Annotated in this window: 16 protein-coding genes; 6 read left to right on the top strand and 10 right to left on the bottom strand. The window is 63.7% G+C overall.

Translation table 11 applies throughout. From position 1 onward, the window contains the following. Window positions 1-118: 118 nt before the first annotated feature. The 4 genes from AB3X86_RS24230 (at window position 119) to AB3X86_RS24215 (ending at window position 3,182) form a co-directional block, all read left to right on the top strand. Window positions 119-892, top strand: coding sequence for an ABC transporter substrate-binding protein (locus tag AB3X86_RS24230; RefSeq protein ID WP_368597973.1), 774 nt, complete (start codon window positions 119-121; stop codon window positions 890-892). An 89-nt stretch (window positions 893-981) separates the two neighbouring features. After that, window positions 982-1,671, top strand: coding sequence for an ABC transporter permease (locus AB3X86_RS24225; protein ID WP_368597972.1), 690 nt, complete (start codon window positions 982-984; stop codon window positions 1,669-1,671). Then, window positions 1,668-2,381 carry an ABC transporter permease gene (locus AB3X86_RS24220; RefSeq protein ID WP_176111477.1) on the top strand — a complete coding sequence of 238 codons (714 nt, stop codon included), beginning with the start codon at window positions 1,668-1,670 and terminating at the stop codon, window positions 2,379-2,381. Before AB3X86_RS24225 ends, AB3X86_RS24220 begins: the two co-directional genes overlap by 4 nt. Before the next feature lie 33 nt (window positions 2,382-2,414). Then, the gene (locus AB3X86_RS24215) at window positions 2,415-3,182 is read left to right on the top strand and encodes an ABC transporter ATP-binding protein (protein WP_176368014.1); all 768 of its coding nucleotides are present in this window, start codon (window positions 2,415-2,417) and stop codon (window positions 3,180-3,182) included. A gap of 203 nt (window positions 3,183-3,385) precedes the next feature. Here AB3X86_RS24215 and AB3X86_RS24210 read toward each other — a convergent pair whose 3' ends face one another. Continuing rightward, window positions 3,386-3,643 carry a PIN domain-containing protein gene (locus tag AB3X86_RS24210; RefSeq protein ID WP_368597971.1) on the bottom strand — a complete coding sequence of 86 codons (258 nt, stop codon included), beginning with the start codon at window positions 3,641-3,643 and terminating at the stop codon, window positions 3,386-3,388. An 837-nt stretch (window positions 3,644-4,480) separates the two neighbouring features. Here AB3X86_RS24210 and AB3X86_RS24205 point away from each other — a divergent pair. Continuing rightward, window positions 4,481-5,143, top strand: a complete 663-nt coding sequence (locus AB3X86_RS24205; RefSeq protein WP_368597970.1) for a hypothetical protein — start codon at window positions 4,481-4,483, stop codon at window positions 5,141-5,143. After that, entirely contained in the window at window positions 5,136-5,618 is a 483-nt protein-coding gene (locus AB3X86_RS24200) for a hypothetical protein (protein ID WP_368597969.1), read from the top strand. Before AB3X86_RS24205 ends, AB3X86_RS24200 begins: the two co-directional genes overlap by 8 nt. Window positions 5,619-5,650: 32 nt before the next feature. Here AB3X86_RS24200 and AB3X86_RS24195 read toward each other — a convergent pair whose 3' ends face one another. The 9 genes from AB3X86_RS24195 to AB3X86_RS24155 form a co-directional block, all read right to left on the bottom strand. Continuing rightward, the gene (locus AB3X86_RS24195; protein ID WP_368597968.1) at window positions 5,651-5,983 is read right to left on the bottom strand and encodes a Rieske (2Fe-2S) protein; all 333 of its coding nucleotides are present in this window, start codon (window positions 5,981-5,983) and stop codon (window positions 5,651-5,653) included. Between the two features lie 3 nt (window positions 5,984-5,986). After that, complete coding sequence (locus AB3X86_RS24190) at window positions 5,987-6,298, bottom strand: YciI family protein (RefSeq protein WP_368597967.1); 312 nt, start codon at window positions 6,296-6,298, stop codon at window positions 5,987-5,989. Between the two features lie 5 nt (window positions 6,299-6,303). Then, entirely contained in the window at window positions 6,304-7,176 is an 873-nt protein-coding gene (locus AB3X86_RS24185) for an intradiol ring-cleavage dioxygenase (RefSeq protein WP_176368020.1), read from the bottom strand. Between the two features lie 45 nt (window positions 7,177-7,221). Further along, window positions 7,222-8,289 carry a maleylacetate reductase gene (locus AB3X86_RS24180; RefSeq protein WP_368597966.1) on the bottom strand — a complete coding sequence of 356 codons (1,068 nt, stop codon included), beginning with the start codon at window positions 8,287-8,289 and terminating at the stop codon, window positions 7,222-7,224. Window positions 8,290-8,296: 7 nt separating this feature from the next. Further along, window positions 8,297-9,763, bottom strand: a complete 1,467-nt coding sequence (locus AB3X86_RS24175; RefSeq protein WP_368597965.1) for an aldehyde dehydrogenase family protein — start codon at window positions 9,761-9,763, stop codon at window positions 8,297-8,299. A gap of 46 nt (window positions 9,764-9,809) precedes the next feature. Further along, window positions 9,810-10,829 carry a hydroxyquinol 1,2-dioxygenase gene (locus AB3X86_RS24170; RefSeq protein ID WP_176121459.1) on the bottom strand — a complete coding sequence of 340 codons (1,020 nt, stop codon included), beginning with the start codon at window positions 10,827-10,829 and terminating at the stop codon, window positions 9,810-9,812. A 91-nt stretch (window positions 10,830-10,920) separates the two neighbouring features. Beyond that, window positions 10,921-11,415 carry a hydroxyquinol 1,2-dioxygenase gene (locus AB3X86_RS24165; protein WP_368597964.1) on the bottom strand — a complete coding sequence of 165 codons (495 nt, stop codon included), beginning with the start codon at window positions 11,413-11,415 and terminating at the stop codon, window positions 10,921-10,923. A 179-nt stretch (window positions 11,416-11,594) separates the two neighbouring features. Then, window positions 11,595-12,524 carry a LysR family transcriptional regulator gene (locus AB3X86_RS24160; RefSeq protein WP_176121461.1) on the bottom strand — a complete coding sequence of 310 codons (930 nt, stop codon included), beginning with the start codon at window positions 12,522-12,524 and terminating at the stop codon, window positions 11,595-11,597. A 120-nt stretch (window positions 12,525-12,644) separates the two neighbouring features. Continuing rightward, window positions 12,645-13,916 carry an MFS transporter gene (locus AB3X86_RS24155; RefSeq protein ID WP_368597963.1) on the bottom strand — a complete coding sequence of 424 codons (1,272 nt, stop codon included), beginning with the start codon at window positions 13,914-13,916 and terminating at the stop codon, window positions 12,645-12,647. Window positions 13,917-14,292 lie beyond the last annotated feature (376 nt).

Below are 14,292 nucleotides of genomic sequence, written 5' to 3'. Positions count from 1 at the left end.
TATTCTCCGTCTCCCTCCTGGGTGCGCGTAAGCACTAACCCTGATTGCCGCTCATCGGCCGTACGGGATAATTTGTCTATACAACATCGCACTCGTTGCATCCCTCCCGGAGACTTTGATGAAGAAACTTGCCCTTTCCCTCGCCCTCGCACTCGCCGCCACCGGCGCTTTCGCCAAAGATTGGTCCACAGTCCGCTTCGGCGTGGATGCGAGCTATGCGCCGTTCGAATCGAAAGCGACCGATGGCAAGCTGGTCGGCTTCGACGTCGATCTCGGCACCGAAATCTGCCGTCGTCTGAATGCGAAGTGCGTGTGGGTCGAGCAGGACTTCGACAGCATGATTCCGGCACTCAAGGCGAAGAAGTTCGACGGCGTGCTGTCGTCGATGTCGATGACGCCGAAACGTGCTGAACAGATCGCTTTCTCGTCGAAGCTGTTTAACACGCCGACGCGACTCGTCGCGAAGAAGGGCTCGGGCATCGTGCCGACCGCCGACTCGCTGAAGGGCAAGACGGTGGGCGTCGAACAGGGCACGATCCAGGAAACCTACGCGAAGACCTATTGGGAGGCGAAGGGCGTAAAGGTCGTGCCGTACCAGAACCAGGACGCGGTTTACACCGATCTGCAGTCGGGCCGTCTGGACGCAGCGTTGCAAGACGCGGTGCAGGCTGACCAGGGCTTCCTGAAGACGCCGCGCGGCGCGGGCTTCACCTTCGTCGGGCAGAACATCGACGATCCGAAGATCCTCGGCAACGGCGCGGGCATCGGCATGCGCAAGGAAGACGAGGATCTGAAGGTCAAGGTCGACAAGGCGATCGCCGACATGATCAAGGACGGCACGTACAAGAAGATCGAGCAGAAGTACTTCGACTTCGACGTGTACGGCGGCTAAGCCCGCGCGCAACACCACGGGCCCGCTCCACCCGATCGCCAGGCCCCGCGCGCATGCGCGCGGGTCGCTCCTTCAACAAGGACACTCCCATGCTGTTTCAAGGCTTCGGTCCGCTGCTCCTCGCGGGCACGTGGGTAACCATCAAGCTCGCGGTGCTGTCGCTCGCGGCGTCGTTCGCGCTGGGACTTCTCGGCGCCGCCGCGAAGCTGTCGACCAACCGCGTGCTTTCGCGCATCGGCGCGATGTACACGACGCTGATCCGCGCCGTGCCCGACCTCGTGCTGATGCTGTTGCTGTTCTACAGCATCCAGATCTGGCTCAATGAGCTGACCGACATGTTCGGCATGGAGCAGATCGACATCGATCCGTTTCTCGCCGGCGTGATCACGCTGGGCTTCATTTACGGCGCGTACTTCACCGAAACCTTCCGCGGCGCGTTTCTGTCGGTGCCGCGTGGGCAGATCGAAGCGGGCTTCGCGTACGGCATGAGCGCGCGCCGAGTGTTCACCCGCATTCTGTTTCCGCAGATGATGCGCTTCGCGCTGCCCGGCATCGGCAACAACTGGCAGGTGCTCGTGAAGGCCACCGCGCTCGTGTCGATCATCGGTCTCGCGGACGTCGTGAAGGCATCGCAGGACGCCGGCAAGAGCACCCAGTCGTTCTTCTTCTTCACGCTGGCGACCGGAGCCATCTACCTCGCCATCACCACCATTTCGAATCTGGTATTGATCCGCCTCGAGAAGCGCTACTCGATCGGCGTACGGAGGGCCGCGCTGTGATCGAACTTATCCGTCAATACTGGCAGAACTACATTTTCACGGATGGCTTCAACTACACCGGCCTCGTCATCACGCTGTGGTTGCTGGTTGCGTCGATCGTGCTCGGTTTCGTGTTGGCCGTGCCGCTCGCGATCGCCCGCGCGTCGCGCAACCGTTACATCTGCGGGCCCGTCTGGCTTTTCACCTACGTGTTTCGCGGCACGCCGTTGTACGTTCAACTGCTGCTGATCTACACGGGGCTCTACAGTCTGCATTTCGTCCATTCGCACGCGATGCTCGACAGCTTCTTTCGCAATGCGATGAACTGCACGCTGCTCGCGTTCGCGCTGAACGAATGCGCGTACGCCACCGAGATCTTCGCGGGCGCGATCCGCGAGACCTCGCACGGTGAGATCGAGGCGGCCCAGGCTTACGGCATGTCGAAGTTCAAGCTGTATACGCGCATCATCCTGCCGTCGGCGCTGCGCCGGGCCCTGCCCTCGTACAGCAACGAGGTGATTCTGATGCTGCACGCGACCACGCTCGCGTTCACGGCGACCGTTCCCGACATTCTGAAAGTGGCGCGCGACGTCAACTCCGCGACCTATGCGACGTTCCAGGCGTACGGCATCGCAGCGATCCTGTATGCGGCGATCGTGTTCGCGCTGATCTGGGGCTTCCGCAAGATGGAAATCCGTTTGCTGGCATATCTGAAACCGCAAGGGCATTGAAGGCGCATTCGCGCCATGATGGAGCATACGAGCATGTACAAGCTGACAGTCGACGACCTGCACAAGAAGTTCGGCGACAACGAGGTATTGAAGGGCGTCTCGCTGAAGGCGAAGGCGGGCGACGTGATTAGCCTCATCGGGTCGAGCGGCTCCGGGAAAAGCACCTTCCTGCGGTGCATCAACTTTCTCGAATCGCCGTGCTCCGGGCGCATCACGCTGAACGGCGAGGAGATCAACACGAGCAGGGATCGCAACGGCTCGCTACGCGTGACCCATCCGAAGCAGTTGCAAACGATGCGCACGCGTCTCGCGATGGTGTTCCAGCATTTCAACTTGTGGGCGCATATGACGGTGCTCGAGAACATCATCGAGGCGCCGATCAGCGTGCTGGGATTGAGCCGCGCCGAAGCCGAGGAACGCGCTCGCAAGTATCTGACCAAGGTCGGTTTGCCGGCCAGCACGGAGAAAAAATATCCGTCGCATCTGTCGGGCGGTCAGCAGCAGCGCGTCGCGATTGCCCGCGCGCTCGCGATGGAGCCGGAAGTGATGCTGTTCGACGAACCGACTTCGGCGCTCGATCCCGAGCTCGTCGGCGAAGTGCTGCGCGTGATGCAGGCGCTCGCCGAAGAAGGCCGCACGATGATCGTCGTCACGCACGAGATGGGCTTTGCGCGCAACGTGTCGAATCATGTCGTGTTCCTGCACAAAGGCAAGATCGAGGAGCAAGGGCATCCGCATCAGGTGCTGACGAATCCGCGTAGCGAGCGGTTGCAGCAGTTTCTGGCGGGGCGGTTGAAGTAGCGGCGGCAGCGTATGGCGCGTGGTTCAGTCTCGTGCCTTAGCCCGAATCATCCGCAGAACGACTGCGCCACTCACCAGATTGCCCCCGCGTAGGAGAACTCGCGCAATCGCGCGTCGGGCGTGATCAGCGTGCCGCCACGCGCCATCGCGGTGGATGCGATCAGCCGCTGATGCGACGTGAGCGTGGTGGGCAGCGCCGCGGCCTAAACGGCGATCGCCATATCGACCGGGACCACGCGCAGGCCCTCGACCGACGGCAAGGTCGACAACCAGCGCCGTGTATCGACACACAGTTTGAGCCGGCCATCCTCGACGTATTCCGCTACCTCGAGGATGCTAATCATCGAAATGGCGATTTCGCCCGCATGCATTTCGCGGTCGATCGCCTTGCGAGCCGTGACGCTCAGCTTGTCGTGAGCGCTCAGCCACATGATCAGCGCAGCGGTATCGAGCACAATCATCGAGCCCTCGCCGATCGCGCAGTGCAATCAGGTGCCGGTTCGGGATCGAACGGTCCGGGCCGCGCAACGTCACGCTCGCCGATTTGCCGGAATCCAGCTCGAACAGGTGCAATTCGCTGCGCAACGCATAGTCGTAATCGGGCCGCTGGTTCTCGGTCCCGATCGCGAGCGGCGTATTCGGCCGCACGTACAAAGGCAGGCTCAGAAAGCCGTGCCGCTCTGGCTAATTCCCGAATATCACTGGAGAGCGGCTGTCGAGACTCGGGCTGCGCGGGGGAATGGTCGGTCCGGACGATAAATGGCGGACTGGTAGCCAGATTCGTTCGCAAGTGTCCGTCTTCTGGATGCGGGAAGCTGTATAACACGCCGGGGCTTCAACGGGTTGCCAGCTTTGCGGTGACGCCCGATACACTCGCCCCTTTCCTCCGCAAGTTGCCAATTCGCACGCGGAGACTGGTGCGCGCTAACGAACACCCGCATACTCGAAAAGGAGTTACCGATATCGGAAGCGCCTGTTACCGCGTCACAGCCAGCGCGCGACAATACGTTGGTATGACTGATGATCAGGGGCCCACCGACGTAACTTGTTGTCCGCAATGGGCGGGTGACCGAGGCTTGGTGAAAAGCCTGTCCAGGCGCAGCGCCCCTCCCGCAAGAATTTATCCGGGGTTTTTTAGGATGGCTTCTTGTTGCACAATCGGGCCTCCTTCATTGGCTGTCAGGCACGATGACTTCACTTTCCCTCGGTTCTTGCCATGAGGTCCGTGAAAGGCGGCACGGACATTTCTCTCGATCAGTCTTTACAGATCGTTCAACCTTCACATCGAATCTAACTGGTTGTTTGACGTTGACCGGTGGTTCCATTTTGCATTGCCGGCGAGCGTGCCCCGCGAGTCGCACGACGACATTGTGCAGGGCATGGACGAAGCGCGCGCAGCGTGGCTGCGATATAGCCCATCCATGCTGCTGTCACTCCAGTCGTATGAGTTGCGCGATATGCTCGGCCGGAGTGGCAACCGCTTTCATATGTACAGGATGAGAGACCATGAGGTTGCCAAAGCCCTGTACAACGAAGTGAAGGACGGTAGTCTGATCTTCGTCCCTGAGCGGGACGAGATACGCAAGTGCGTGCAGGCGATACGAGAGCAGCGGGAAAAGGCCTCACAATCGGACTCCGCGCGCGCGCAGCAACCGGACCGCGCGGACATGCCAAGGTCGCTCTATGGCAACGGACCGCGCGTGCCGCAGAACCTCGGCAATGCACAGCCGTTCGACTATCAGCCCGATATGCCGGATGGTGACGGGGTGCAGGTCGCGGGTAGCGAAGGTACGCCGCGCAACAGTCAGGCGCAAAACAGGCAGTTCAAGGCCGTTGTAAGAGCGTTGGGTCTGAATAAAGATCAGGCCCAGCGACTTCATCGAGAAACCAGTAGACAGGGCTTCGGCTATCACGAGATGCTAGAGCGCGGGCAGGAAATGTTCGGAGATGGTGATGACTGATATTAGGGCAGAAATTACGAAGCGGCTTGCCGTGCTTGTTGGGCTTGAGGTGAGTTGGGTCAGTCATGCGGGGGACATGCTCACCATGCAGTTTGGTCCCCAAAGGCGGTATACGCTCGGGGGCAAAGAGCACGAAGATGGGGCGTGGGCGCTCCACGTGCAATGTGCCTGGCAGATCAAGCGAGATGGATTAACCGTAGCAACACGGGAAGATCTGCGCGGCTCTGATGAAAAAGCGCACGACACGGCAAGGCGCTTGCACGAAATGCTCGTAACGCAAGAGCCTTTCAAGTGCGCGTGCGCGTCGGCAAATGACGCGGGCGGCATCGTCGTTTTGTTCTCGCGAGGGTATCGCCTTGTGGTGATTCCAGACGGAATCGAAGATGACGAGGACTGGCGCCTTTTCGCGCCTAGCGTCGATGCGAAGCACTTCGTGATCGAGGGTGGCAAGGTCGATCCTTGGTCGTTGTCGTGACGGCGCGATGTTATCGAGCGAAGTCGCGTCGGCTACGGATTCAACACCACCCACCCGTCCCCATCGACCACAATCTTCACCGCATCGAGGCTCGCCCCCGCACACGGCCCTTCGATACAGCGTCCATCTTCGAAGCGAAACAACGCGCTGTGATGCGCGCACATCAACACCTGCGATCGATAGCACAGCACATCGCCGGGTTCGAAATCGAGCGGCACAGAAAAATGCGGACAGCGGTTCGCGTAAGCCCACACCTGCTCGCCCCGCCGCACCACCACAACAGGCACGCCGGCGGCCGTTGCATCGACGACCCGCGCGCCGCCATCGGGCACGTCGGCGAACTGACATAGCGCCGTTTCGTTCATCGCTCAGACTCTCCGTTCCGGGTTGCCGAGGCTCCAGTCCCACGGGCGAATCTCCACGCAATCGAACAATCCCGCCTGCATGTACGGATCGTTGCTGACGAATTCCATCACGTCGTCGATACGCTCCGCTTCGACGACCAGCAACGTGCCATTCATCGCATCGCATTGCGGCGCGAGCGTCGGACCACCAAGGCGCACGAACACGCCGCGATGCGTACCGCCGCGCAGCCACGTGCGATGCACCGGACGCACCCGTTCGCGCACTTCGCGCATGCCGGGCTTGTCGGTCGCGAATACCGCGAAAAAACGTGCCATCGCCATCAGCTCCGATCGAGGATGAAGTCGTAGCGCGCTTCGCGGAACGGTCCATCGAAACCGAAGCGGCGCGCGAGTTCGTGATCCGCGGGGCACTCGCGATAATCGACCATCAGCGACGGCTTCACGCCGAACACCGCGTCCGAACCCAGATACGGGTCTTCGCGATCGAACACATGCGTGACGAGCGTACGATGCCCCGGCGCGTCGATCATGAAGTGCAGATGCGCGGGTCGCCACGGATGCCGTCCGGTCGCTTCGAGCATGCGGCCGACCGGGCCGTCGGTCGGAATCGGATAGCTCACCGGCACGATCGTCGAAATCGCGTAGCGGCCTTCGGCGTCGGTGCGAAAACGTCCACGCAGATTGCCGTGCGGCTGCTCGGTGTCCTGTCCCGAGTACATGCCGTTCCCAGCGGTCTGCCAGACATCGAGCACCGCGTTCGCAAGCGGCTCGCCGTCCGTCGACAGCACACGTCCGTGCACGAGTGCGGGCGTGCCGGGCGTGAACGCGATGTTCTCGCCATACGCGCGCTCGGGCATGCCGCGAATGTAGAACGGGCCGAATACAGTGGTGTCGGTGGCGCCCGTCGCCAGACGATGGTTGATCGCGTCGACCAGCATCGATACGCCGAGCGTATCCGACAGCAGGATGAATTCCTGGCGCACGAGGTCGTCGCACATCTTGCCGGTGTCGGTCAGAAAGCGAATGGCCGACATCCATTCGGCCTCGGTCGGCTCGACTTCGCGCACGAATGCATGCATGTGCCGCACGAGGCTTTGCATCAGCGTGCGCAGCCGATCGTCGGGTGTGCCGGCGAAGCTTGCTACCACCTGCTCGGTCAGGGCCTGCTCGGCCTCTTTGCTGTCTGTCGACATGTCTTCCTCCATCGATTGATCTGGCGGCGCCGCGTTGCCCGGCGCTCAGACGGGTTCGGCACCCTGCCACGCCCGTTGCAGCACCGCGCGGATCGCATCGCGTTCCACGGGACGCGGGTTCGCATACGGATTCTTGCACGCGAGATCGGCCGCTTCGTCGAGTCCCTGCTCGGGCATGCCGATCTGCGCGAGCGCCAGCGGAACGCCGAGCGCGCGATTCAGTTCGAACAGCAGCGGACCCGCGTCGGCCTCGCGCTTGCCGCCGAGCGCTCGCGCGACGCGCGCGAGCGCATCGGGCGCGGCGCCGTGGTTGTAGTGTGCCGTATGCGGCAGCATCGCCGCATGGGTTTGCGCATGCGGCAGGTTGAACGTGCCACCCAGCGTATGACAAAGCTTGTGATGCAGGGCCATGCCGACCGCGCCCAGACAGGTGCCCGCGAGCCACGCGCCGTACAGCGCGCTGCTGCGCGCGGCGGCATCGTCCGGTGCGCGCACGATCGTGGGCAGCGCTTCGCCGAGCGCGCGGATCGCTTCCTCGGCCATCAGGCTGATCACCGGATTCGCGTCCTCGGCATACAGCGCTTCGACCGCGTGCGCCATCGCGTTGATGCCCGACGCGGCGGAAATGCCCGCCGGCAACGACAAAGTCAGCGACGGATCGTAGATCACCGTGCGCGGCAGCACGCGCATATCGCGGCCCGTGCGCTTCAGACGCCCTTCGGTGAGCCCGTAGATCGGCGTCATCTCGGAGCCCGCATAGGTAGTGGGCACGGCGATGATCGGCAGCGACGATTCGAGCGCGATCGCCTTGCCGAGGCCGACCGTCGAACCACCGCCCACCGCGACGCAGCAGTCGGCATCGAGCGCGGCGGCCGCATCGCGCGCCGCGCGAGCGACTTCGATCGGCACGTGCATCACGGCTTGCGCATGCACACCCGCCGCGCGCTGGCCGAGCACCTCCGCGACCCGCTCGGCCAGCGCGTGCTGCTCGGGTGTCGCCAGGATCAGCGCGCGCCTGGCTCCTAGCCGCTCGACCTCCGCGGGCAGCGTCGCGAGCCCGCCCCATTCGAACACCACACGCGACGGCGTGCCCTGATAGACGAAGCGCTCCATGCGGCCCTCAGCGTTTGAAATGCGGCGGCACGTTGCCGTCGACGTTGACCCACACCGAGCGCGCTTCCGTATAGTCGTGCATCGCCTCGAAGCCCATCTCGCGGCCATAGCCCGACTGTCCGACGCCGCCGAACGGGCTGCCCGGATTGACGCGCTTGTAGCAGTTGACCCAGCACATGCCCGCATGGATTCTCGCGGCCATCGAATGCGCGCGCGACAGATCGCGCGTCCACAGCCCGCTGCCGAGTCCGTAGTCGGTGCCGTTGGCGATCGCGAGCGCTTCGTCGTCGGTACGGAAACGCAGCACCGTGACGAACGGGCCGAACACTTCGTCCTGTGCGACGCGGTCGTTCGGACTCGCAGCCTCGACGACGGTCGGGCGCACGTAGTAGCCGTTCGCAAGTGACGCATCGCTCGGCGCGCTGCCACCGGTCAGCACGCGACCGCCCTGCTGACGCGCGATGTCGACGAACGCGAGCACCCGTTCCTGATGCTGCTTCGACGTGAGCGGCCCCATCTCGGTGTCGGCATCGAGCGGATCGCCGAGCCGGATCGACGACGCCAGCGACACGAAGCGTTCGAGGAACCGATCCGCGATGCGCTCGTGCAGGATCAGCCGCGAGCCCGCGATGCACGCCTGACCCTGGTTGTGGAAGATCGCCCACGCGGCGCCGTTGATCGCGGCGTCGAGGTTCGCGTCGTCGAACACGATGTTCGCGCCCTTGCCGCCGAGTTCGAGCTGCACACGCTTCAGGTTGCCCTGCGAGGCCTCGACGATGCGCCGCCCGGTCGCGGTCGATCCGGTGAACGCGATCTTGCCGACACCCGGATGCTCGGCGAGCCGCTGCCCCGCCGTATGACCATAGCCCGCGACGATGTTGACGACGCCCTCGGGAAAACCGACCTCGGCCATCAGCTCGACGATGCGCAGCGTGGACAGCGGCGTGATCTCCGACGGCTTCAGCACGACCGTGTTGCCGGCCGCGAGCGCCGGACCCATCTTCCAGCTCGTGAACATCAGCGGGAAATTCCACGGCACGATCTGTCCGACCACGCCGATCGGCGCGCGCTGCACGTAGTTCAGAAAGCCCGCTTCGACCGGAATCACCGAGCCTTGCAGCTTGTCGGCCATGCCGCCGAAGTAGCGAAAGCATGCCGCCGTGCGCGGCACGTCGAGGGAGCGCGAATCGCGGATCGGGTGGCCGGTGTCCAGCGATTCGAGTTGCGCGAGTTCTTCCGCGTTGGCCTCGATCGCGTCGGCGAGCTTAAGCAGCAGCCGACCGCGTTCGGCGGCGGGCAGCGCGGCCCATTTCGGGAACGCGCGCGCGGCGGCATCGACAGCCAGATCGACATCGGCGGCGGTGGCCGCGGCGATCTGTGTGATCAGCGAGCCGTCGTGCGGATTGAGCACGTCGATCGTGCCGCCTTCGACGGCGTCCGTGAAGCGGCCGTCGATGAACAGTTGGGTTTGCATGAATGGTCCTCGGTGAATGCGGGCGCGGGGCTCTTCAATCGAGCGTTCAGAAATCGACGGGGTACGGCTTCAGCTCGCCGCTTTCGTAACGCTTCGGCAAATTCGGCGTCGCGTTCTCCCACACGAGCAGCATCGAGCGCTTGGTCGAATAACCCTGATGGCGAATATCGGCCGGCATCGCGCAGATGTCGCCCGCACGCATCGTGATCCGCGCGCGCGGTGCGCCGGTGTTCTTGTCGCCGATGTCCCAGACGATCTCATCGGACAGTTGCAGGAACCACTCGACGCGATCGTTGCCGTGAAACACCGGCAGGATGTATTCCTCGGTGGTCGGGCAGAACAGGCTCTGGCCGCACACCGACGTGACCGACGGATTCCAGGTAACGTCCGAGCGCGACAGATACTTGAACAGGTTGAACGCGTGCAGCTGGCCCTCGAAGCCGGGCTCGACATGCACCTCCGGATCGTCCTGCGTGACGTCGGCGAACGCACGGTTCACCGGCAGATCGTCGCGCAGCGGCGAGTCGCCTTCGAGGCCCGGCATGCGGCGCGTCGCGATGCGCGTGCGCTCGATCGCGGCATCGTTGTCGCCATGCTTGCGGCCGAACGCGGTGCCGGTTTCCTCGGGTGCCGCGAACGGGTCGAAGCCTTCGTTGGTCCAGTCGTGCAGAATCGCCTTGAAGGTCGCCATGATCGTCGGCGTCTCGAAGGTCTCCATGTAATCGACGCCCGCGTCCTTCATGATGCCGTTGAACGAACCCGCATACACGTCGACCTTGCCGTAGTGATTGCGCGTGCCGAACACCTGGTCGAAATTGACCCAGCCGTAGAAGAAGCCCCATGCGACGTCGCGCATCATCGCGCGCAGGAACGCATCGGCCGGCACCGCGTGGGTGCGGGTCTGGCCTTTCGCGGGCCAGTTGATCTTGACGAAGTACTCGTCGCGCAGGAATTCGAACGCGCCGAGCGTAAAGCGGCGATAGCCGGTGACCGCGTCGGGTTCGCTGGCGCGCACGGTGTCGGCGGCGAAGCCGGCCGGGTGATCGAGGGTTTCGAGGGATGCCATGTTTTGTCTCCTATGTCGACCAGAGTTGGCGCTTTAGCGCTTACTCTGGTCCCATGCAACGTAGTTGCGGGGTGGGTGCATGTTCTGCGTATCAGTGCAGGCAGATGTCGGCCCACTTCTCCACCGACAGTTCGCCGAGCATCGTTTGCACGAGCGCGACGCCGGGTTTCTGCGCGGTGAAGCGATATGCGCAGCCGGCCGGCAGCAATGCCTGATGTCCGCGACGCAGCACCACGTAACCCATCGTAAGGCCGGCGGGTTGCGCGCCCGCTGCGATGGTGCCCGTGCCGCTCTTCGGCGGGTTGTCGAGCTTGATGAAATCGATGCGTACTTCGCCGTCCATCAAGATCGCGAACTCGTCGTGCGCGCAGGCGAACCATTGCGATTGGCCTTCGGTGCGCAACGCCTCGATGACGTAGTCGAGGTTCTTGCCGACCACGACCTTCTCGTAGGGCGCCGACCCGGAAGCGACTTCGAAGATGTTGGAAAACACGTAATGGCGCGCTTCGCCGCTCGTGATTTCGATTTCGCCTTTGCGGTAGCCGTCGAGCGAGCCAAAGACGGTGTGGAATGACGACTCGGTCATTGCTGTCTCCTGTCGATCGGAGTTGGCGCTTTAGCGCCTACTCCGATCCCATGCAACGAAGTTGCGGTTGTTGAAAAAGTTCGTTTGATTCAACTTTAGAAGCGCAACAGGATGGCAACAACCGGCGATCGGGCGATTACAGCATTCGGACTTTGCAAATAATCGCCGCGTGAATAGCCTTAGGTCACCCAGCCACGCTCGATCAGCGGCCGGTCCCACGCGGGCTCGGGACCCAGGTACTCGGCCAGAAACTCGACCAGCGCTTTCACCTTGAGCGCCTGTCGTTGGGTCGCCGGATACACGGCCGCGAAATTCAGCGGCGACAGCGTGTAGCCGGTCAGAATCGGCACCAGCGAACCATCGAGCAGCGCGGCGCTCGCGACCAGCGTCGGCAGACAGACGACGCCGCCTCCAGTCAGCGCATAGTCGCGCAGCAGATGCACCGAGTTCGAACGGATCATGCCCGGCAGCTCCATTTCGACTACCTCGTCGCCGTGCGTCATGGTCCAGCGATTGCGCGACGGGTAGCCCGAATAAAGCGCGGTGGTGTGTTGCAGCAACTCGCGCGGATGCTGCGGCGCGCCATGCTCCTTCACATACGCGGGCGTCGCGCAGAACAGACGCCGCACTTTGAACAGCCGTCGCTCGATCAGCGATTCGGCGATCGGCGGAAAGATCTGGAAAGCGACGTCGAAGCCCTCTTCGATCGGATCGACCACCCGGTCGTTGACGATCACATCGAGCTGGATGCCGGGATAGCGGCGGTTGAATTCCGCGAGCGGCGCGCCGAAGTGGCCGAGCGCGAAACCCGGCAGCATCTGGATGCGCAAGCGGCCGGTCGGTGTCGCGCGCAACTCGCGCATCTGGTCGGTCAGTTCGTTGACACGCCCGACCACCTCTGCGCATTCGCGATAGAACGCCTCGCCCACTTCGGACAGGCGTACGACCCGGGTGCTGCGATGAAAGAGCGGCGCGTTGACGAACTTCTCCAGCTGCTGGATGCGCGTCGTGATCACCGAACTCGTCACGCCCAACTGCCGCGCCGCTTCGGCGAAGCTGCTCGTCTCGGCCACGCGTACGAAGGCCTCGATGCTCAGAAAACGATCCATGCTGGGTCCTTGTCCACTCGTCCAGCCTGTCAGTGTATCTGGGCTGGGGCGCGTGAACGCGCCGCCCGGTCGGCGACAACGGCCTCGTTGTCGAGCGCTGCGCCGACCGGTTGCAGCGCATCATTCCGGTTGCTCGCTGGCCGGCAGGTCGAGCGACGGCGCAAGCCGCTGACGACGCACTCGGGCCGGCGCGGTTTCCTCGAGCAGCAGGCTCACGCCGATACCGAGCAGGACCGCGCAGATCGGCAGCCACAGGATGTTCTGAATGCCGAAGTGCGTCGCGACGAAGCCCGCCAATGCCGGCGCAATGCCGCCACCAAAAATCTCGCCCGCGCCGACGACGATGCCGATCGACGTCGAGATCATGCCGATCGGCGCAGCTTCGGTCGCAACCGGACCGGACAGCAGCGACACGAGTCCGAGCGTGAAGAACGACGCGACGAACAGCACCGCAAACAGCTGCACCGGCTGCGCACCGAGTCCGCGGAACAGGTACAGCATCACGGCGGTGCCGGCGAAGCCGACGATGCTCGCGACGCGCCGCCCGGTAAGGTCCGACAGCCCCGGCAAACCGAACTGTCCGATAAAGCCGCCAAAGCCGATTGCCGAGACGACGACGCCCATGCGCTGCGTGTCGAGCGACAGATACTCGGTCAGGTACAGCGGCAGCATCGCGCCGAGCACGAACACGCCGGTCATCGCGCAGAAAAGCGCGGCCATCGCGATCGGGATGTTGCGGCTCTTCAGCACGTCGCGCCAATTGCCGGGTTCGGCCGGGCAGGCGGGCCGCTTTGGCGTCGCTTGCGGCGCGGCTTTCGGTTCGCGAATCACGAAGAACATCAGCACGCCGAGAATCAGCCCGGGCACCGACACCAGCGCGAAAACCCAGCGCCACGTGACCACGCTGAGCAGCTGCGTCGCGATGATCGGCGACAGCGCGAGGCCGAACAGCGCGAAGCCGCTTTGCTGCAGGCCGAGATTGAAACCGCGGCGCTTCGGATGCGACGCATCGGCGGTCGCGGCGAAGCTGGTCGGGCAGAACGAGCCTTCGGCGACGCCCATCAAGGCGCGCACCGCGAGCAGGCTCATCAGGCCGCCGGCAAGTCCGGAGAAACCGGACAGCAGCGAAAACGCCAGAATCGCCGGGATCAGCACCTTGCGGCGCCCGATCTTGTCGGAGATGCCGCCCATCAACGCCGCGAAAATGCCCCAAGACAAGCCGAGGATGCCGATGCAGTTGCCGACGTCCTGCGCGGTCAGATGCAGGTCCTTCATGATGGCCGGAAAGAGCGGCGCGATCAGCCAGCGGTCGAGTCCCACGAGGCCGAAGCCGAGGGCCAGCAGCGCGACGGCCTTCCATTCGTAGGCCACGTCCCAGTCGTTCGATTTCATCTGTGTCTCCATGTCTCCGTAGTCCGGCCGCTTGGCGCGCGCACGGCATTCGCTGGCGCCGCGGCGCGCCGCCGGGTTCGTCGAATTCAGCAACGGGTGTCGTGCCGCGCTTCGTCGATGCGGCAGCGACGCGGCCAAGATTGGCCCAAGTGCGGCGGCTCAGGTACGGGACAAGCGGCGAATGCGGTATTCGTGAATCGCAAATAATCGCGAGGGATAGCGCGGCGGCGAGCGTGGGCAAGGCTTGGCGGTATGCGGATGGGGTGAATTGGATGCGCGTGGAGGCACCCCAGGACAAGCCCGGGTAGACGCGCGGATGTGCCGCGGGCGGGGGGGGGGGGGGGGCGCGCGGGCCACCCGGGGGAATAGCTTTGGC

Source organism: Paraburkholderia sp. BR14374 (assembly GCF_040948685.1).
Classification (GTDB): domain Bacteria; phylum Pseudomonadota; class Gammaproteobacteria; order Burkholderiales; family Burkholderiaceae; genus Paraburkholderia; species Paraburkholderia youngii.
The sequence above is the reverse complement of the archived record's forward strand: the minus strand, read 5'-3'. Positions and strand labels throughout refer to the sequence as shown.

Coding starts and splice junctions, on each gene's coding strand:
- AB3X86_RS24230 (WP_368597973.1), top strand. CDS start 119: ATGAAGAAACTTGCCCTTTCCCTCGCCCTCGCACTCGCCGCCACCGGC.
- AB3X86_RS24225 (WP_368597972.1), top strand. CDS start 982: ATGCTGTTTCAAGGCTTCGGTCCGCTGCTCCTCGCGGGCACGTGGGTA.
- AB3X86_RS24215 (WP_176368014.1), top strand. CDS start 2,415: ATGTACAAGCTGACAGTCGACGACCTGCACAAGAAGTTCGGCGACAAC.
- AB3X86_RS24210 (WP_368597971.1), bottom strand. CDS start 3,643: ATGATTGTGCTCGATACCGCTGCGCTGATCATGTGGCTGAGCGCTCAC.
- AB3X86_RS24200 (WP_368597969.1), top strand. CDS start 5,136: ATGACTGATATTAGGGCAGAAATTACGAAGCGGCTTGCCGTGCTTGTT.
- AB3X86_RS24195 (WP_368597968.1), bottom strand. CDS start 5,983: ATGAACGAAACGGCGCTATGTCAGTTCGCCGACGTGCCCGATGGCGGC.
- AB3X86_RS24190 (WP_368597967.1), bottom strand. CDS start 6,298: ATGGCACGTTTTTTCGCGGTATTCGCGACCGACAAGCCCGGCATGCGC.
- AB3X86_RS24185 (WP_176368020.1), bottom strand. CDS start 7,176: ATGTCGACAGACAGCAAAGAGGCCGAGCAGGCCCTGACCGAGCAGGTG.
- AB3X86_RS24180 (WP_368597966.1), bottom strand. CDS start 8,289: ATGGAGCGCTTCGTCTATCAGGGCACGCCGTCGCGTGTGGTGTTCGAA.
- AB3X86_RS24175 (WP_368597965.1), bottom strand. CDS start 9,763: ATGCAAACCCAACTGTTCATCGACGGCCGCTTCACGGACGCCGTCGAA.
- AB3X86_RS24170 (WP_176121459.1), bottom strand. CDS start 10,829: ATGGCATCCCTCGAAACCCTCGATCACCCGGCCGGCTTCGCCGCCGAC.
- AB3X86_RS24165 (WP_368597964.1), bottom strand. CDS start 11,415: ATGACCGAGTCGTCATTCCACACCGTCTTTGGCTCGCTCGACGGCTAC.
- AB3X86_RS24160 (WP_176121461.1), bottom strand. CDS start 12,524: ATGGATCGTTTTCTGAGCATCGAGGCCTTCGTACGCGTGGCCGAGACG.
- AB3X86_RS24155 (WP_368597963.1), bottom strand. CDS start 13,916: ATGAAATCGAACGACTGGGACGTGGCCTACGAATGGAAGGCCGTCGCG.